We start from the raw sequence: 18,529 nt of genomic DNA, 5'->3' as shown, positions 1-18,529 counted from the left end.
CCGGGTCGGGGTGCCAGGGGTGGTGAGGGGGGTTGGTGTGGTGTCAGGGCGCGGAGTTCGTTCTCCGGGATGGAGCACGGGTTGTTTCAGGAATCTCGCGCATGTGTTTCGATTCATTTCCTCCGAGTTTCCTTTCTTCACTTCGGGCCCGCACTCAACTCGGTCAGCCCGAAGGAAAATGCAGACCTCCAACCGCATCGGTAATCCCTTCATGGGATGAGGTGACCATGGGCCTTCTCTATGACGCGCGGCAGACCGGCCAGCCCGCGAAGACGCAGGTGATCAACGGACGAGAGGATGGCGGCAGGCCCGGTTTCCTACCTGGAGTTCCTTTTTTGGCTAGCTTTGGGGCCAAATACGCCTCAGGTGGATAACAGCCCGTTGTGGACTATTGCCACGGACTCACCCGCTGCCCAGAATCCGATCTACTTCGATCCTGGATTCGTCCCCCAACGGCAGAGGAACCACTGCGTGAGAATCACCGGGAAGATCACCAAGGCCACGGCTGTGGTCGCGGCGGGAGCGCTCGTGCTCTCCGCCTGCTCGACGTCAGACTCCGGCGACGGCGGCGACGCCTCCTCCGGCTCCTCCACCATCACCTTGGCGTGGGACCAGGAGTACGACAGCTTCAACAACACCACCGCCGGAGCCAACTCCAGCAAGAACGCGATCATCAACCACCAGTTGACCAGCGGCTTCTGGTACTTCGGCGAAGGCGGCGCGGTCGCCCCCAACACCGACTTCGGGACCTACGACCAGGTCTCCGACGACCCGCAGATCGTCGAGTACTCGATCCACCCGGACGCCGTGTGGTCCGACGGGGAGGTCATCGACTGCTCCGACGCGCTGCTCTGGTGGGCGCAGCAGAGCGGCCGCTTCGAGTTCTCCTCCAACGGCACGGCGGGCGTCGAGGACACCCTCATGCCGGACTGCGAGATCGGTGACAAGGACTTCGCGCTGGAGTACGAGGTCCCCTTCTCGGACTGGGCGAGCAACGGCCCGGGCAACGGCAACAACACCCTCATGCCCGCGCACGTGGTCGCCGAGCAGGGCGGGCTCACCGTCGAGGAGCTCGTGGAGGCCATCCGCGACGAGGACCACGACGCTCTGGCCGACTCCGTCGAGTTCTTCAACGAGGGCTGGACCGTCAGCGGCGCTCTGCCGGACTCCTCCCTCACCCCGTCCTCCGGGCCCTACCAGCTCGCCGGTTACGAGGCGGGGCAGTCGCTGACCCTGGAGCCGAACGACAGCTGGTGGGGTGAGGCCCCCGCCACCTCCAACATCGTCGTGCGCTGGATCGCCTCCGACGAGCAGACCCAGGCCCTGGAGAACCGCGAGATCAACATCATGCGGCCCCAGCCCACGGTCGACCTGATCAACCAGGTCGAGGCCCTGGAGGGGGTGGAGTACCAGGTCTACGACGAGTACATCTACGAGCACCTCGACTTCAACTTCGACTCCAGCCCCTTCGAGGAGTACGAGCTGCGCGAGGCCTTCACCGAGTGCGTGCCGCGTCAGCTGATCGTGGACAACCTCATCAAGCCGGTCCAGCCCGACGCCGAGACCATGGACGTCCGCAACATCGCGCCCTTCGACCCGGGCTACGCGGAGGCCGTTGCCGCCAGCGGCGGCGACCAGTGGGCCGAGGTCGACCTCGACCGCTCCCGGGAACTCCTCGAGGAGCTCGACATGGTCGGCCAGGAGGTGCGGCTCGGCTTCATCGGCGGCAACCCCCGCCGCCAGCAGACCGCGGAGCTGATCAAGGACTCCTGCGACCAGGCCGGGTTCGACGTCCAGATCAACGGTGAGGACACGTTCTTCGACACCGACGGCGGGCTGTCGCAGAACACCTACGACGTGGCCATGTACGCGTGGTCCGGCTCGGCCCAGGTGAGCAGCTGGAACTCCACCTTCCGCTCCCCCGACGAGTGCACCGGCGAGGCCAAGGGCAACAACAACGGCTGCTACGCCAACGACGACCTGGACGGGCTGCTGGCCGACGTCCTCCAGGAGGCCGACCCCGACGCCCAGCTGGAGATCATCAACGAGATCGAGACGATCCTCTGGGACGACCTGGTGACGATCCCGCTCTTCAGCCACCCCGGCACCGCCGCGTGGAGCGACAACGTGGAGAACGTCATCCCCAACCCCGCGCAGACCGACATCGTCTGGAACGTGTGGGACTGGTCGGTCCAGTAGGCCGCACCGCACCCAACGCGCGCGAACACCCGTGCCGTCCGGTCCCCACCCGGACGGCACGGCCCCGGCCCTGGCCGGGAGGGCCGGCCCGCCGGCCGCGCGCGAACGTCCCCCTGCCTCCAGGAGTCAGCACCCGTGCTCGTCTTCATCGCGCGAAGACTCGTCGTCTCGGTCTTCGTGCTCTTCGCCGCGACCTTCGTGATGTTCGTCCTCGCGACCAACACCGGGGACCCGCTCGCCGACCTCCGCGAACTGCCGGAGAACGCCCGCGAGGCCGCCATGGCGGAGCGGATCGAGCGGATGCGCCTCGACCTCCCCGTCTACTCCCGCTACTTCCTCTGGCTCGGTGGCGCCCTCACCGGTGACTTCGGGGTGAACCGGCAGGGCCAGGACGTCAACGTCCTGCTCACCGACGCCGTCTCGGCCACGATGCAGCTGGTGGTGGCCGCCACCCTCCTCGCGATCATCATCGGCATCGCCATCGGTGTCGTGTCCGCCCTGCGCCAGTACAGCGGATTCGACCACTCGGTGACCTTCGGTGCCTTCGTCGCGTTCTCCCTGCCCATCTTCTGGGTCGGGGTCCTGCTCAAGCAGTACGGCGCCATCGAGTTCAACAACTGGCTGGCGCAACCGGCCATCCCTCCCCTGGTCATCGCCGTGGTGGCCCTGCTCGCCGGGCTGGCCTGGAGCTCGTTGGTCGTGGGCGACCGGCGGACCCGGATCATCGCCTTCGCCGGTGCCGCGGCCGCCACGGCGGGGATCCTCACGTTCGTCTCGGTCACCCGGTGGTTCACCGACCCCGGGCTGGGACCGGTGGTGGTGGCGGTCAGCGCCTTCGGCGCCGCCGTCGGCTTCAGCGTGCTCATCTCGGGGCCGAGTCCGAACCGGCCGATGTACGCCGCGTTGGCGTCTGCGGCGGTGGGCACGGTCATGTACTTCGCGCTGTCACCGGTCCTGGCCGACCCCAGCCTGGCCGTCATCGGCGGCCTGGCCCTGGCCACCGTCGCCGTGTGCGTGGCGCTCGGCTACGGGATCGGCGGTGTGCTGTACCGGCGCGAGGCCGTGGCGACGGCGCTGTGGACGGGCCTGTTCACCGGCGGCGTCATCTTCGTCGACCGGATGCTGCGCTCCTTCGCCTCCTACAGCTCCTCCATGCAGGGCCGACCCATCTCCACCGTGGGCGCCCGCACCCCCAACTACCAGGGCACGTTCTGGGAGCTGTCACTGGACTCGGCGGGCCACCTGGCCCTGCCCACCCTGGCCCTGATCCTGGTCTCCCTGGCGACCTACACCCGTTACAGCCGCGCCAGCATGCTGGAGGTGATGAACCAGGACTACGTGCGCACGGCTCGGGCCAAGGGCCTGCCCGAACGCACGGTCATGACCCGGCACGCCCTCCGCAACGGGCTCATCCCCATCACGACCCTGGCCGCCTACGACTTCGGAACCGTCATCGGCGGGGCGGTGGTCACCGAGACGGTCTTCGGCTGGCGCGCGATGGGGCACCTGCTGCTCACCGGACTCAACGAGGCCGACCCGGCACCCGTCATGGCGTTCTTCGTGGTGGCGGGCGGCGCGATCGTCCTGTTCAACATGGTCGCCGACATCACCTACGCCTACCTCGACCCCCGGATTCGGCTGTCATGACCGAGGGAGACACTCGATGACGACGCACCACGACGCTCCGCCGCCGGACCCCGAGGACGGTACGACCGCGCCCGGGCACCCGGACCCCGACGCCGCCGAGGGCCTGAACATCGCCGCCCGCACCCAGTGGCAGCTGGTCCGCTCGCGGTTCTTCCGGCACCGCGCGGCCCTGCTCGGCATGGTTCTCCTCGCCGGGGTGGTCCTGCTGTCCTTCACCTCGATCGGGTTCGGCCCCGTGCCGGGCTGGTGGGACAAGTCGCCCTCCGCGACCGGTCCCCTCACCGACGGCGGCGACCCCACCCTGAGCCTGGTGCCGAGGTTCCTCGGCGGCGCCGGGCTGGCCCTGGGCGAGCACCCCTTCGGGCAGGACAACGTCGGCAAGGACTACTTCGCGCTGACCATGCGGGGCACCCAGGTCTCCCTGACCGTGGCCTTCCTGGTCGGGATCGTGGCCACGGTCGTGGCGACGGTGATCGGTGCCTGCGCGGGCTACTTCCGGGGCTGGACCGAGGCAGTGCTGATGCGCCTCACCGACGTCCTCATCGCGATCCCGCTGCTGGCGATCGCCGCGGCGGCCGCCAAGATCGCCGGGCAGGCCGGCATCGTCTACCTGGGAGTCGTCCTGGGGCTGGTGACCTGGACCCAGACCGCCCGCCTCGTACGGGGCTCGGTGCTGTCCCTGCGGGAGAAGGAGTTCGTGGAGGCCGCCCGTTCGGTGGGCACCTCCTCGGTCCGCATCATCTTCAAGCACATCCTGCCCAACACGGTGGGCGTGATCATCGTCAGCGTGACCCTGGCCATCGCCGCGGCGGTGCTGCTGGAGTCCGCCCTCTCCTTCCTCGGGATGGGCGTGCAGCCGCCGGACACCTCGCTGGGACGGCTGATCACCGACTACCGGAGCGCGATGGGCACCCGCCCCTGGCTGTTCTACTGGCCCGGCCTCTTCATCATCCTGATCGCGCTGTCGGTGAACTTCATCGGCGACGGCCTGCGAGACGCCTTCGACCCACGACAGAACAGGGTGCGTGACTGATGACCCAGACACCCGCCATCCCCCCGCCGCCCGGGCCCCTACCCGACCCCGTCCTCGGTGCGGCGGTCACCGACGCGGCCGGGGAGGTCCACACCGCCCGCACCCTCTCCGACGCCGAGGCCCCCACCGAGCACGAGGTCCTGCGCGTCGAGAACCTCTCCGTGGAGTTCCCCACGGACGACGGCGTGGTCAGGGCCGTGCGCGACGTCTCCTACACCCTGCGCGAACGCGAGGTCCTGTCCATCGTCGGCGAGTCCGGCTCGGGCAAGTCGGTCTCCTCCATGGCGCTGCTGGGCCTGCTGCCCCGCAGCGCACGCGTCAGCGGGAGGGTGCTCTACCGGGGCCGGGACCTGCTGGCGATGCGGCAGAAGGAGCTGCGCTCCCTGCGCGGCCGACGGATCTCGATGGTGTTCCAGGACCCCATGACGGCGCTCAACCCGGTGCACACCGTCGGGGACCAGCTGGCCGAGGCGGTCCGGGCGCACAGCCTGGTCCCGCCCCGCAAGGCGCTCGAACGCGCCCGCGAGATGCTCGACCTGGTGGGCATCCCGCAGGCCGCGCAGCGCCTGCGGAGCTATCCGCACGAGTTCTCCGGCGGCATGCGGCAGAGAGTCATGATCGCCATGGCGATCATCAACGACCCCGACGTGATCATCGCCGACGAGCCGACCACGGCTCTGGACGTCACGGTGCAGGCCCAGATCCTGGAGAAACTGCTGGAGGTCAAGGACACCGTCAACGCGGCGATCCTGCTGATCACGCACGACCTCGGAGTGGTGGCGGGCCTGGCCCACCGGGTCCTGGTCATGTACGCGGGCCGCCCCGTGGAGATCGGGGGGACCGACGACGTGTTCTACCGGACCCGGATGCCGTACACGGCGGGGCTGCTCGGCTCGACCCCGTCGATGACCTCGGAGCGCCGCGAACGCCTGCGGCCCATTCTCGGCACCCCTCCCTCCCTGATCAACCTGCCCCGGGGCTGCCCCTTCTCACCGCGCTGTCCGCTGGCGGACGCCACCTGCCGGTCGGCCGAGCCCGAGCTGGTCGAGGTGGACGGACCCGACAGCGGCCACCTGGCCGCCTGCCATCACAGTGACCGGCTGGTGGACGTGGCGGACCCGACGACCTTCTTCCGTAACGGGGGGACGCGATGACGACCGTTCCAGAGGAACCCGGTACCCGGACGGACCCGGACACCCCGCTGCTCGACGTCCGGGATCTGGAGGTGCGCTTCCCCGTGCACGGCTCCGGGCTCCTGCGCCGGGTGGTCGGGCAGGTGCACGCGGTCAACGGGGTCAGCCTGCGGTTGGCCGAACGCGAGACCCTGGGCGTGGTCGGGGAGTCGGGCTGCGGCAAGTCCACCACCGGCCGGGCCATCCTCCAGCTGGTCTCCCCCACCGCCGGTTCGGTGCGCTTCCGAGGGGAGGAGCTCACCACGATGTCGGCGGCGAGGATGCAGCGGGTCCGCCGCGAGGTGGGCATGGTCTTCCAGGACCCCTACGCCTCGCTCAACCCCCGGCTCCCGGTCAACGACATCATCGCCGAACCCCTCAAGGTGCACCGGCGCTGGCGTGACGGCGGGCCGGAGCGGGTGGCCGAGCTGCTGCGGATGGTGGGGCTGAGCCCCGAGCACGGGAACCGCTACCCGCACGAGTTCTCCGGCGGTCAGCGGCAGAGGGTCGGGATCGCCCGGGCCCTGGCGCTGGAACCCAGCCTGCTGGTGCTCGACGAACCCGTCTCCGCGCTGGACGTCTCGGTGCAGGCCGGGGTGGTGAACCTGTTGGCGGAGCTCCAGGAGCGCCTGGGCCTGTCCTACGTGTTCATCGCGCACGACCTGTCGGTGGTGCGGCACATCTCGGACCGGGTGGCGGTGATGTACCTGGGCGGGGTGGTGGAGACCGGCACCCGTGAGGACGTCTACGACCGGGCCTCGCACCCGTACACGATCGCCCTGTTGTCCGCGGCGCCCTGGGCCGACCCGCGTACGGAACGGGTGCGGGAGCGGATCGTCCTCACGGGTGACGTGCCGAGCCCGGTGAACCCGCCCAGCGGCTGCCGGTTCCGTACGCGCTGCTGGAAGGCGCGGGACCTGTGCGCGGAGGAGGCTCCCGAGTTGGTGGACCGGGGAACGGGCCACCCGGTGGCCTGCCACTTCCCGGAGTAGGCGGCGCCGGGCGCGGGGGGTGGAGTGGCCCCGACCCGCGCCCGGCGTCGCTTCCTTCGGGCCGGGGCCGTTCCTAGCGGATCGGCAGGCCGGTGACGGTGCGGCCGATGATGAGCCTCTGGATCTCGCTGGCGCCCTCGAAGATGGTGAAGATGGAGGCGTCGCGGTGCCAGCGCTCCACCGGGTAGTCCCTGGTGTAGCCGTTGCCGCCGAGGATGCGCAGGGCGTTCTGGGTGACGAAGGTGGCGGTCTCCGAAGCGTAGAGCTTGCTCATGGAGCCCTCGGCGTTGGCGAAGTCCTTGCCGTTGCGGGCCATCCACGCAGCCCGCCACACCAGCAGACGGGCGGCGTCGATGCGGGTGGCCATGTCGGCCAGGAGGAAGGCCACACCCTGGTTGTCGCCGATCGGCCTGCCGAACTGCTCGCGCTGGACTGAGTAGTCACGGGCGTACTCGTAGGCGGCCCGGGCGCAGCCCACCGCCATCACACCCACGCTCGGGCGGGAGGCCTCGAAGGTCTTCATGGCGGCCTGCCCCTTGGAGCGCTTGCCCTCCTTGGCCCGGGCGATCCGCTCGTCCAGCTTCTCCTTCCCGCCCAGGAGGCAGGAGCCGGGGACGCGGACGTCGTCGAGGACGACCTCGGCAGTGTGGGAGGCGCGGATGCCGTGCTTGGCGAACTTCTGGCCCTGGGACAGGCCGGGGGTGTTGGGCGGAATGATGAACGAGGCCTGACCTCGCGAACCCAGCTCGGGCTCGACGGAGGCCACGACGACGTGGACGTCGGCGATGCCGCCGTTGGTGGCCCAGGTCTTGACGCCGTTGATGACCCACTCGTCCTTGGCCTGGTCGTAGACGGCGCGGGTGCGGATGGCGGAGACGTCAGAACCGGCGTCGGGCTCGGAGGAGCAGAAGGCGCCGAGCTTGATGTCGTCGGCGGAGCCGAACATCTGCGGCACCCACTCGAAGAGCTGTTCCTGGGTGCCGTTGGAGGCGACGGACACGGCGGCCAGGCCGGTGCCGGTGATCGCCAGCGCGATGCCCGGGTCACCCCAGTACAGCTCCTCGAAGGCGACGGGGATGCCGAGTCCGCTGGGCTCCAGCCACTGGTTGGCGAAGAAGTCCAGGGAGTAGAGCCCGATCTTGGCGGCCTCCTGGATGATCGGCCAGGGGGTCTCCTCCCGCTCGTCCCACTCGGCGGCGGCGGGGCGGATGACGTCGGCGGCGAACCCGTGGGCCCAGTCCCGGACGTCGCGAACATCCTCGCTCGGTTCCAGGCTGAAGACGGGCGCGGTGGCCTCACTCATGCGCTTACATCCTTTGTTGGATCCTCCGGGGGCGGAGGGACGACCTTTAAGTGCTACCAACGGTAACAGTCTGGTTGGGCAGGCACAACGGATCGGGAGCGGAGGAACGGGGAAGAGTCGTGACGTGCGTCTGTCCGGTATTTGCCACCCCGCTCACACACTGGGAGACGGGGGTGTGAGCAGTGCCAGGAACAGTGTGGACCGGAACGATCAGCTTCGGACTGGTGTCGGTCGGAGTGCGCATGTACTCCGCACGTGAGAGACACGGACCGACCGTCCACCAGTTCGTGCGCGGCACCAACGCGCGCGTCCGCTACCAACGCGTCAACGAGGACACCGGTGAGCGGGTGGCGAACGAGGACATCGTCAAGGGCGCCGAGGTCGACGAGTCCGACTCCTTCGTGCTCCTCGAACCCGCGGACATGGAGCAGATCCAGCCCGGGCGGAGCAAGACCCTGGAGATCACCGGGTTCATCTCGGCTGAGGACGTCGACCCGCTGTGGTTCTCGTCCACCTACTACCTCGGCCCGGACAAGAGCTCGGCGAAGCCGTACCGACTCCTCCTGGCCGCGTTGGAGGAGTCCGGAAGGGCGGGCCTGGGGACGCTGGTCATGCGCAACCGGCAGCACCTGGCCCTGATCGCCCCACAGCAGGGCGTCCTCACGGCGAGCACCCTGTACTGGCCGGACGAGATCCGCGACCCCGAGGACGTCATGCGGCCTCCGAGCGGTGAGGTCGACAAGGGCGAACTCCGGCTCGCCTCCCAGCTGATCGACGCGATGACCACCGAGTGGGAGCCGTCGCAGTACTCCGACGAGTACGAGCGTCGCCTGGAGGAGCTCATCGCCACGAAGGCGCGCGGCGGCACGGTCAGCTACGAGGGCAGGGAGCCCGAGGAGAAGGGCGAGGGCAAGGTCGTCGCGTTGGACGACGCGCTGCGCGCTTCCCTGAAGCAGAGGAAGAAGGACCGGGCGGCGAAGTCCGGACAGCGCGGACGCGCCCCCGCTCCGAGGACCTCGGAGGACCACCAGCCCACCAAGAGCGAGCTCCTGGAGCAGGCCAAACAGCTCGAGATCCCCGGCCGCACCCGTATGAGCAAGGACGAGCTGGCCGACGCGATCTCCAAGGCCGGCTGACGCTACTCGGTGTCCAGGTCCGGTGGCACGTCCCCGGGCGTCAGGTCGGGGCGCGCGCGCAGGTACTGGACGACGTGCCGCCATCGGCCGGACACCTCCGCCGAGTCCGGGCACACCTCCACCACCAGGTCAGGGACGACCCGCGTGTAGCTCTGGCGGGACTCGTCCCCGCCCCATGTCGCGGCGAGGAGCCGGGGCCAGGGATGGTCGTCCGTCTTGACCACGTGCCCCGCGAGCTCCTCGGACTGGTCCGGGGTGAGGTCCGAGGTCCGACCCGCCACCCGCAGCTCGCCGGTCGAGGAGTCCACGCGCCCGAGGATGAGGGCGCGTGGGGCTCGTGCGTGGCCGACGATCCCGCCCACGATCGCCTCGGTGGTGACGCGGTGCTTCCACTTGCGCCAGTCCCTGCGGCCCGGGCGGTAGGAACGGCGCGCGTCCTTGACCATCACGCCCTCCACCCCCACGGCGGGCATCTCCTCCCACCACTGCATGGCCACCTCGGGGTTGTCGGTCTGCCAGCCCAGTGTGAGCGGCGAGGGCTGCTCGACCAGGGCCATCAGCCGTTCGAGTTCCGCGCGCCGGTGGGAGAGAGCGCGGTGCGCGAGGTCCCGTCCGCCCGCCCTGAGCAGGTCGAACACCACGAGGTGGCACGGAGCCGTGCGGGCCAGGGCACGGGCGTGGCGGGGCGACGCGCTGTTGCGCCTGAGCAGGGCACCGAAGTCCAGCCGCCCGTCGCTCGCCCAGTGGATGATCTCCCCGTCCAGCAGGACCCCCTCGGGCAGCTGCTGGGCCAGGGCGTCGACGATCTCCGGGAACCGCTGGGACAGCAGCCTTCCCTGTCTGCTGGTCAGGCGTACGGGACCGGTCTCGGCCAGGCACCTGAAACCGTCCCACTTCGGCTCGTAGAGCAGGCTCTCACCGGTGGGGAGATGGTCGACGGCGCTTGCGAGCATCGGTTCCACGCCTGCCCCCTACCCCGCAGCAGCTCATCGGGAGCCCAATTCCCAGCTAAGGCACCGCCCCCGGGCCCCTCCCGCCCCCGGGGAAGGACTTGACACGCGCGCGTGCCCGTCTGAATGATGCGGGTCCCACCCCCGCCCCCTCCCGGAGACGACCATGGCTTCGCACTACGGCGACTACCAGCTGGAGATCTACCTCGACGGCCTCACCGGCGTCGTCCCCTCCCACCCCGTGACCTTCGCCGAACTGGAGCGCAGGGCCGCCGAGACGCTCCCGCCGTGGGTGTGGTCCTATGTGGCGGGTGGCGCGGGCAACGAGCACACCCAGGAGGCCAACGCCACCGCGTTCCGCCGGTGGGGCCTGTACCCGCGCATGTTCGTGGGCGCCAAGGAGCGCGACACCGGCGTCGACCTGTGCGGTGTCCACCTGGCCTCACCGCTGTTGATGGCCCCGGTCGGGGTGGTCGGCCTCTGCTCCCAGGACGGGCACGGCGACCTGGCCACCGCTGAGGCCGCCGCGCGCACCGGGGTCCCGATGATCGCCTCCACGCTGTCCCAGGACCCGTTGGAGGAGGTCGCCGCACGGTTCGGCGACACCCCGGGGTTCTTCCAGCTGTACACGCCGACCGACCGCGAACTGGCGGCCAGTCTGGTCCGCCGCGCCGAGGCGGCCGGGTTCGCGGGGATCGTCGTCACCCTGGACACCTGGGTCACCGGCTGGCGTCCGCGCGACCTGGCCACCGCCAACATGCCGATGCTGCGCGGCCACTGCCTGGCCAACTACACCTCCGATCCCGTCTTCCAGGAGCGGGTGGGCTCCGACGCTCCTCGCGACGCCGTGGTGGCGCACTGGGCCGGCGTGTTCGGAAACCCGCTGACCTGGGAGGACCTTCCCTGGTTGCGGTCCCTGACCGACCTGCCGCTGATCGTGAAGGGTGTGTGCCACCCCGACGACGCCCGCCGGGCGGCGGACGGGGGGGTGGACGCCGTCTACGTGTCCAACCACGGCGGCCGCCAGGCCAACGGCGGCATCCCCGCCCTGGAGTGTCTGCCGGACGTGGTCGCCGCCACGGACCTGCCGGTGGTCTTCGACTCCGGGGTGCGGTCCGGAACCGACGCGGTCAAGGCCCTGGCGCTGGGCGCGACGGCGGTGGCGGTCGGCCGCCCCTACGTCTACGGGCTGGCCCTGGGCGGTGCGGACGGGGTCGTGCACGTGCTGCGGTCGATGCTGGCCGAGGCGGACCTGCTCATGGCGGTCGACGGCTACCCCTCGCTGTCCGACCTCACCCCCGAGGCTCTGCGGGACCTGCGCGCCTGATCGGTTCCGGGGACCGAACGGTCCGGAGACGACAGTGAGGGGGCCGACGCACGCGGCGTCGGCCCCCTCCTGCTGGTGGCCGGGTGGGCGTCAGTCCTGGCTGTGGCCCTCCAGGAAGGTGTAGACGTCGTGCTCGTCCACACCGGGGAAGGTGCCCGAGGGCAGTGCCGACAGCACGTGGGAGTGTGCGCGGGCCGAGGGCCACACGTTGCCCTCCCACCGGCTGGCGAGCTGGGCGGGCGGCCGCACGCAGCACTCGCCGTTGGGGCAGTTGGACTTGGTGCGGTTGGTGGTCTCGCGTCCACGGAACCAGCGGGACTCCTTGTAGGGCACGCCCAGGGTGATGGCGAAGTTGCGCTCGCGGCTGGGGTCCACGTGGGCCACGCACCAGTGGGTGCCGTTGGGCTTGTCCGTGTACTGGTAGTAGATCGAGTACCGGTCCGGTGACTGGAAGACCTGGCGGCCCGACCACTGGCGGCACATGCGCTGGCCCTCGATGGCGCCCGAGTCGTCCGTGGGGAAGACCAGGCCGTCGTTCTCGTAGGCCTTGTAGATGATGCCGGTCTCGTCGTTGCGGATGAAGTGGCAGACCAGGTCCAGGTGGCGGTGGGCCAGGTTGGTGAACCGGTGCGCCGCCATCTCGTAGGAGACGGAGTAGACGTCCCGCAGGTCCTCCACGGACAGGTCGCGCGCCTTCTTGGCCTCCTGGAGGTAGGTGACCGCCGTGCTCTCGGGGATGAGGACGGCCGCGGCGAAGTAGTTGGCCTCCACGCGCTGGCGGAGGAAGTCGCCGAAGTCGCGGGGCTGGCTGTGGCCGAGGATCACGTGGCCGAGGGTCTGGAGGAGGATCGTGCGCGGGCTGTGCATGCCCAGCGTGGTCTCGCGCTTGAGGTAGATGCGGCGGTTGACGTGGTCGGTCAGGGAGCGCACCGAGCGGGGAAGGTCCTGCACGTACTTCAGGGAGAACCCGTGGTGGGTGGCGATCGCGAGGATCTGCCCCTGTGAGAGGGGTCCGGCCGTGTAGTTGACCGCCGAGAGGGTGTCGGCGGCCGCGGCCTCGATGGTCTCGAAGTAGTTGCCCCGCTCGCGCATCTGGCGGCGCAGGTCGGCGTTGGCCCGGCGCGCCTCCTCGGGGGTGGCGGTCGGCTTGGCGTTGCGTCTCTTGAGCTCGTCGTAGAGCCCCACGATGTGTTCGAGGACGTCGTTGGGGACCCGCTTGCCGACCTTCAGGTGCGGAAGGTTGAGGCCTTGGTAGAGGGAGTCGCGCTGGGCCTCCTCGACGGCGATCTCCAGCTGCGCGCGACGGCTCGGGGGCTGCTTCGACAGGAGCTCCTCGACGGACACGTCGAGGGCGGAGGCCAGGGACGTGAGCAGGGAGAGCTTGGGTTCACGTTTGCCGTTCTCCAGAAGGGAGAGCTGCGAGGGCGCCCGCCCGACGCGTTCCCCCAGGTCGGACAGGGTCATCCCGCGCGCCTTGCGCAGATGACGGAGCCTCTGACCAAACGTGACGAGATCCAGGTCACCTGTCAAAGACGGTATTTCTTCAGCACCAAAGTACGCCATGGCTTCATCTTACGGAAAGAAACAACGATCTTCACCAGATTTCCAGTGGAAAACCCTTGGATCTTGCCCAAGAATCATAGTTACCGGCGGGGAACTTACCGCTCAGGGGCTCACCCCCTGGCCCTTGGCAGGACACTCGACCGGTGCGAAGACCTTGGGGACTACACGTAAGGCGGGATCGAACATGAGCACCAGCGCTCGACGTCAGGAAGCCAGCGCCGCACTCCAGCGCGACTGGGAGACCAACCCCCGGTGGGCCGGTATCGAGCGCACCTACTCCGCCGACGACGTCGTCAAGCTGCGTGGTTCGGTCACCGAGGAGCACACCCTGGCCCGGCGCGGCGCCGAGCGCCTGTGGGACCTGCTCCACACCGAGGACTACGTGAACAGCCTCGGCGCGCTCACCGGCAACCAGGCGGTCCAGCAGGTCCGCGCCGGCCTCAAGGCCATCTACCTCTCCGGGTGGCAGGTCGCGGCCGACGCCAACCTCTCCGGCAGCACCTACCCGGACCAGAGCCTCTACCCGGCCAACTCGGTCCCGGCCGTCGTCCGCCGCATCAACAACGCGCTCATGCGCGCCGACCAGATCACCTGGTCCGAGGGTGACGACACCGCCCCCGAGTGGCTGGCCCCGATCGTGGCCGACGCCGAGGCCGGTTTCGGTGGCGTCCTCAACGCCTACGAGCTCATGAAGGGCATGATCGCCTCGGGCGCGGCCGGTGTCCACTGGGAGGACCAGCTCGCCTCCGAGAAGAAGTGCGGTCACCTGGGCGGCAAGGTCCTGATCCCGACCAGCCAGCACGTCAAGACCCTGAACGCCGCCCGCCTCGCCGCGGACGTCGCCGGTGTCCCGTCCCTGGTCATCGCGCGGACCGACGCCCAGGCCGCGACCCTGATCACCAGCGACATCGACGAGCGCGACCAGGCCTTCACCACCGGTGAGCGCACCGCCGAGGGCTTCTACCGCTTCCGCAACGGCGTGGAGGCGTGCGTGGCCCGGGGCCTGGCCTACGCCCCGCACTCCGACCTGCTCTGGATGGAGACCGCGACCCCCGATCTGGAGGTCGCCCGCGACTTCGCCGAGCGCATCAAGGCCGAGTACCCGGACCAGATGCTCGCCTACAACTGCTCGCCGTCCTTCAACTGGAAGCGTCACCTCGACGACGCGACCATCGCGAAGTTCCAGCGCGAGCTGGGCCACATGGGCTACAAGTTCCAATTCATCACCCTGGCGGGCTTCCACTCGCTCAACCACTCGATGTTCGACCTGGCCAAGGGCTACGCCCGGAACGGCATGACGTCGTACGTCGAGCTCCAGGAGGCCGAGTTCGCGTCCGAGGCCGACGGCTACACCGCCACCCGCCACCAGCGCGAGGTCGGCACCGGCTACTTCGACGCGATCAGCACGACCATCTCCCCCGAGGCCAGCACCACGGCTCTCACCGGTTCCACCGAAGAAGACCAGTTCTCAGCGGCTCACTGACCCTGGTCTTCGTCCCTGAGGCCGTCCCTCCCCGCTTTCGTGGCTGGGGCGGGGCGGGACGGCCTCCCCCTGGCCGTCGGCCATGCGCGGTCCGTGTCACTCGCGCATGACCGGCGGCTCTTCAGCGTGTCCGAAACGTCCGCGCGCGGGCGTGTGGCCCGTATACGGTGTCTCCAAGCAACGGGTAACGGAACAGTCAAGCCCGCCTCTCGCGGGCCCCGCCGGGCCGCCCCCACGGCACCGGAGCGTTCCGACCGACCACCCGGGGCACCCATTCACCGACCACACGGAGCCGACGTGAAAATCGATGTCACCAGCAGAGCGACCCTCTCCACGACCCGCCGCGTAGTGGCGGCGGGCGCGATCGCCGCCGTCGCCGTGTTCGGCGCGGCCGCCTGCGAGAACACCGACGACCTCGAACAGGAGGTCAGGGACGGGATCGAGCAGGAGGTCGAGGAGAACATCGAGGAGGGCATCGACGACGTCATCGGCGGCGGCGATGGCGACGAGGGCGGGGACGAGGGAGGCGACGGCGACGAGGGTGACGACGACTAGGTCAGCCGGCCCCGCCCGGTCGGGGCCGTGGGCCTCGGCCACCGAGCCGACGCCCTCCCGTCCTCCACGGGGGTCGCGGCCTCCCGCGCCGACAGCGCGTAGATTCGACGCGTGACCGACAGAACCGACCCGAACCCGCGCGCTCCCCGTCCCTCCCCCGACGGCTCCGCCGAGGGGGCGCGCGCGGGAACCACCGTCCCGCAGATGCTCGCCAGCCGCTCACTGATGCGCTGGGAGGTGCTGTGTGTCCTCGCCCTCTCGCTGGGCGCCGCCGCCGTGTCGGCGACCATCTCCTTCCTGGGCGTGCTCACCGCTCCCGAGTCGATGGCCGACCAGACCGCCAACCTCATCCGCTCGCGGGCCGAGGACCGTCCGTGGCTGGACCTGTCCTTCCAGCTGTACTCGGTGCTCTTCGCCTTCGCCCCCGTGGCGCTGGTGGTGTACCTGCTGCACCGGGGCGGGGAGTCCGCCCGCACGGTCGGGTTCGACCTGCGCCGTCCGGGGTTCGACACCTGGAGCGGCCTGGCCCTGGCCGCGCTGATCGGCACCGGCGGGCTGGTCGTGTACCTGGTCTCCTGGCAACTGGGCCTCACCCGCACCATCGTGCCCAGCACCCTGGACGGCAACTGGTGGGACACCCCGGTCCTGCTCCTCCAGGCGCTGAAGAACGGCGTCCTGGAGGAGGTGATCGTGGTGGGCTACCTGCTGCACCGGCTCGGGCAGATGGGGTGGTCGCCGTGGAAGGCGGTGCTGGCCAGTTCGGTCCTGCGCGCCTTCTACCACCTGTACCAGGGTGTCGGGATGTTCTTCGGCAACCTGGTCATGGGGCTGGTGTTCGGCTGGTTCTACCTGCGCTACGGCCGGGTGATGCCGCTGGTGGTCGCGCACACGGTGATCGACGTCGTGGCGTTCGTGGGTGCGGTGTACCTCATCGGCCGGATCGACTGGCTGCCGGTCTGACCCGTCTTCTCAGACCCTCTGGGCCGCCTTCGCGGCGATCGCGTCCTCCAGGTAGCGGGGGCGGCCGAGCAGGAGGCCGACGACGAGGTTGACGAGCACCAGACCGATCACCATCGCCATCGGCGCGTGCCAGTCACCGCTCGTCTCGTGCAGGAGTCCGAACAGGAACGGCCCGGCACCGCCGAGCAGATAGCCCAGGCTCTGGCTGGAGGCGGACATCGCGGCGGTGCCCTCGGCGGTTCGGGTGCGCACGGCGAAGACGGTGAGCGCCAGCACGAAGCTGCCCAGGCCGATCCCGACGAAGGTGGTCCACACCCAGGTGCCGTTGAGCGGGGACACCCACATCCCGGTGAAGCCGACCAGGTACGCGGCGACGAAGAGCACCACGAAGGGGCGCTGGTCGCGCACCCGGACGATGAGCGAGGGCATGACGAGTGACATCGGGATGCCCAGCGCGGTGAGGTACGCCAGCATCACCCCCGCGGACTGGGCGTCCAGTCCCTGGTCGCGGAGCATCTGCGCGAACCAGCCGAACATGATGTAGGCGATGGAGGACTGGGTTCCGAAGTACAGGACGCCCTGCCATCCGAGCCCGGTGCCGAGCACCTGCCGGACACCGAGTGCCGCGCGGGCGTCGCCGGGGGCGGGCTCGTGGCGCAGGGCCAGGAGCCACGGAAGCGCCGCGACCAGGCCGAAGAGGGCGTAGGCGCCCAGGGCGATCCGCCAGTCACCGGTGGCCCGTTCCAGGGGGACGGTGGCGGCGGCCGCGATCGCGGTGCCCACGGCCAGGCCGGTGGTGTACACCGTGGTCATCAGGCCCACACGGTGGGGGAAGTGCTGCTTGACCAGGGCCGGGAGGATGACGTTGCCGACGGCGCCGCCGGAGAGGGCCACGACGCTCAGGGTGAGGAAGAGCCAGGGTTCGGGGGCCATGGCCCGCGTGACGAGGCCGAGGGTGACGGCGGTCAGCGCGAGGACGAGCAGGCGGTGGGAGCCGAGACGGCGGCTGAGCATGGGGGTGAGCCCGCCGAAGACCGCGAAGCACAGGACGGGGAGCGTCGTGAGGACACCGGCGCCCACCGCGGTCATGCCCAGCCCCTGGGTGATCTCTCCGAGGACGGGGCCCACACTGGTGATCGCGGTCCGCAGATTGAGTGCGGCGAGGGCGATGGCGACGGCGATCAGAAGGAGAGCCGCGCGGGGCGCGGCTCTGGGCTGGTCGGTACCGGGAAGCGGGGTGCCCTGCGCTGCGTTCTCGCGCGTGGGGGTGACGCTCATAGGACGTGGCTCACAAATTCGTAGGATGACCCTATGTACTTCATGAGGATAACGCATTGACGTTCGGGGCCTATTCCTGCGCCCAACTGGTCTAGGCTCCCTCCTTAACCGTTCCCTACCCGTGCGCTGGGCCTGTCATCCGGCGACCCGCCCCTAGGAGGTATGAGCGTGCCCCTCGCGTCGACACGCCGGACCGGTCTCGTCGACCAGGTCATCAGTCAGCTACGAGCCCAGATCGACTCCGGTGAGTGGGGCGTCGGCGACCGCATCCCCACCGAGTCCGAACTGTCCGAACAACTCGAGGTCGGACGCAACACCGTCCGCGAGGCCGTCAGGGCCCTCGCCCACGCGGGTCTGCTGGAGATCCGCCAGGGAGCGGGGACCTTCGTCCGCGCCTCCAGCGAACTCGGCGGAGCCCTGCGCCGCCGCCTGGAACGCTCCCGTCTGCGGGAGAACCTGGAGGTGCGCCGCGCCCTGGAGGTCGAGGCCGCGCGTCTGGCCGCCATGCGCCACAGCGAGGAGGACATGGCCGACATCGACCGCGCCATGGCCCTGCGCGAGGAGGCCTGGCGGACCAAGGACATGGGTGCCTTCGTGGAGGCCGACTTCACGTTCCACCGCGCCGTGGTCAACGCCACGCACAACACCCTGCTCATCGACCTCTACGACGACATCGCCCAGGTCGTCTACGCCAGCATCGCGCACACCGCCTACGAGCAGAGTGCCGAGGCCTCCGACGGCCCCTCCTCCGCCACCGAGGGCATCGACCACAGCGGCCTGACGGAGGCCGTCCGGGAGGCGGACCCCGTCCGCGCCGCCCGTGAGGCCACCTGTTACCTCGACGAACTCCTCTCCCTCACCGAGGACTGAGTCACCCGGGGACGAACACGGGAGGGGGCCCGGACCACTGCTGGTTCCGGGCCCCCTCCCG

15 protein-coding genes are annotated in these 18,529 nt (G+C 69.8%); 11 read left to right on the top strand and 4 right to left on the bottom strand.

Features of this window, described 5'->3' with window-relative positions:
* The first annotated feature begins 471 nt into the window (after positions 1-471).
* From BDW27_RS09170 to BDW27_RS09150, 5 genes are all read left to right on the top strand, one after another.
* Positions 472-2,199 (top strand): ABC transporter family substrate-binding protein, encoded by a 1,728-nt coding sequence (locus tag BDW27_RS09170; RefSeq protein WP_110048988.1) that lies wholly within the window; start codon positions 472-474, stop codon positions 2,197-2,199.
* A gap of 135 nt (positions 2,200-2,334) precedes the next feature.
* A complete protein-coding gene (locus BDW27_RS09165; RefSeq protein WP_110048987.1) occupies positions 2,335-3,846 on the top strand; it encodes an ABC transporter permease in 1,512 nt (503 codons plus the stop codon).
* 16 nt (positions 3,847-3,862) lie between these two features.
* The gene (locus BDW27_RS09160) at positions 3,863-4,879 is read left to right on the top strand and encodes an ABC transporter permease (RefSeq protein ID WP_110048986.1); all 1,017 of its coding nucleotides are present in this window, start codon (positions 3,863-3,865) and stop codon (positions 4,877-4,879) included.
* The gene (locus BDW27_RS09155; RefSeq protein WP_110048985.1) at positions 4,879-6,033 is read left to right on the top strand and encodes an ABC transporter ATP-binding protein; all 1,155 of its coding nucleotides are present in this window, start codon (positions 4,879-4,881) and stop codon (positions 6,031-6,033) included. The genes BDW27_RS09160 and BDW27_RS09155 overlap by 1 nt, the downstream gene beginning before the upstream one ends.
* On the top strand, positions 6,030-7,043 hold the full coding sequence (locus BDW27_RS09150) for an ABC transporter ATP-binding protein (RefSeq protein ID WP_110048984.1): 1,014 nt from the start codon (positions 6,030-6,032) through the stop codon (positions 7,041-7,043). Before BDW27_RS09155 ends, BDW27_RS09150 begins: the two co-directional genes overlap by 4 nt.
* 73 nt (positions 7,044-7,116) lie before the next feature.
* Here the strand turns inward: BDW27_RS09150 and BDW27_RS09145 are convergent, their stop codons facing one another.
* Positions 7,117-8,346 carry an acyl-CoA dehydrogenase family protein gene (locus BDW27_RS09145; RefSeq protein ID WP_110048983.1) on the bottom strand — a complete coding sequence of 410 codons (1,230 nt, stop codon included), beginning with the start codon at positions 8,344-8,346 and terminating at the stop codon, positions 7,117-7,119.
* Positions 8,347-8,528: 182 nt separating this feature from the next.
* On the opposite strand from BDW27_RS09145, the gene BDW27_RS09140 reads away from it, so the two are divergent.
* Complete coding sequence (locus BDW27_RS09140) at positions 8,529-9,482, top strand: Ku protein (protein WP_110048982.1); 954 nt, start codon at positions 8,529-8,531, stop codon at positions 9,480-9,482.
* A gap of 2 nt (positions 9,483-9,484) precedes the next feature.
* On the opposite strand, the gene BDW27_RS09135 is transcribed toward BDW27_RS09140, so the two are convergent.
* Positions 9,485-10,435 (bottom strand): ATP-dependent DNA ligase, encoded by a 951-nt coding sequence (locus tag BDW27_RS09135; protein ID WP_110048981.1) that lies wholly within the window; start codon positions 10,433-10,435, stop codon positions 9,485-9,487.
* A 163-nt stretch (positions 10,436-10,598) separates the two neighbouring features.
* Here BDW27_RS09135 and BDW27_RS09130 point away from each other — a divergent pair, with 163 nt between their 5' ends.
* Positions 10,599-11,759, top strand: a complete 1,161-nt coding sequence (locus BDW27_RS09130; RefSeq protein ID WP_110048980.1) for an alpha-hydroxy-acid oxidizing protein — start codon at positions 10,599-10,601, stop codon at positions 11,757-11,759.
* Positions 11,760-11,849: 90 nt separating this feature from the next.
* On the opposite strand, the gene BDW27_RS09125 is transcribed toward BDW27_RS09130, so the two are convergent.
* Entirely contained in the window at positions 11,850-13,289 is a 1,440-nt protein-coding gene (locus BDW27_RS09125) for a helix-turn-helix domain-containing protein (protein WP_082206267.1), read from the bottom strand.
* Between the two features lie 217 nt (positions 13,290-13,506).
* Here BDW27_RS09125 and aceA point away from each other — a divergent pair, with 217 nt between their 5' ends.
* The 3 genes from aceA to BDW27_RS09110 all read left to right on the top strand — a co-directional run bounded on the left by aceA (position 13,507) and on the right by BDW27_RS09110 (position 16,320).
* Positions 13,507-14,805: an isocitrate lyase gene (gene aceA / locus BDW27_RS09120; RefSeq protein ID WP_017544743.1), complete on the top strand. Its 1,299-nt coding sequence runs from the start codon at positions 13,507-13,509 to the stop codon at positions 14,803-14,805.
* A gap of 297 nt (positions 14,806-15,102) precedes the next feature.
* Positions 15,103-15,360 (top strand): hypothetical protein, encoded by a 258-nt coding sequence (locus tag BDW27_RS09115; RefSeq protein ID WP_110048979.1) that lies wholly within the window; start codon positions 15,103-15,105, stop codon positions 15,358-15,360.
* Positions 15,361-15,471: 111 nt separating this feature from the next.
* A complete protein-coding gene (locus BDW27_RS09110) occupies positions 15,472-16,320 on the top strand; it encodes a CPBP family intramembrane glutamic endopeptidase (RefSeq protein ID WP_017544741.1) in 849 nt (282 codons plus the stop codon).
* Positions 16,321-16,329: 9 nt separating this feature from the next.
* Here BDW27_RS09110 and BDW27_RS09105 read toward each other — a convergent pair whose 3' ends face one another.
* The gene (locus BDW27_RS09105) at positions 16,330-17,598 is read right to left on the bottom strand and encodes an MFS transporter (RefSeq protein WP_110048978.1); all 1,269 of its coding nucleotides are present in this window, start codon (positions 17,596-17,598) and stop codon (positions 16,330-16,332) included.
* A gap of 168 nt (positions 17,599-17,766) precedes the next feature.
* On the opposite strand from BDW27_RS09105, the gene BDW27_RS09100 reads away from it, so the two are divergent.
* Entirely contained in the window at positions 17,767-18,468 is a 702-nt protein-coding gene (locus tag BDW27_RS09100; RefSeq protein ID WP_026129287.1) for a FadR/GntR family transcriptional regulator, read from the top strand.
* The last annotated feature ends 61 nt before the right edge of the window (positions 18,469-18,529 follow it).

The sequence above is a fragment of the Nocardiopsis sp. L17-MgMaSL7 genome, from assembly GCF_003182025.1.
Classification (GTDB): domain Bacteria; phylum Actinomycetota; class Actinomycetes; order Streptosporangiales; family Streptosporangiaceae; genus Nocardiopsis; species Nocardiopsis prasina.
Note: the sequence above shows the minus strand (reverse complement) of the source record. Positions and strands in the feature narration are given on the sequence as shown.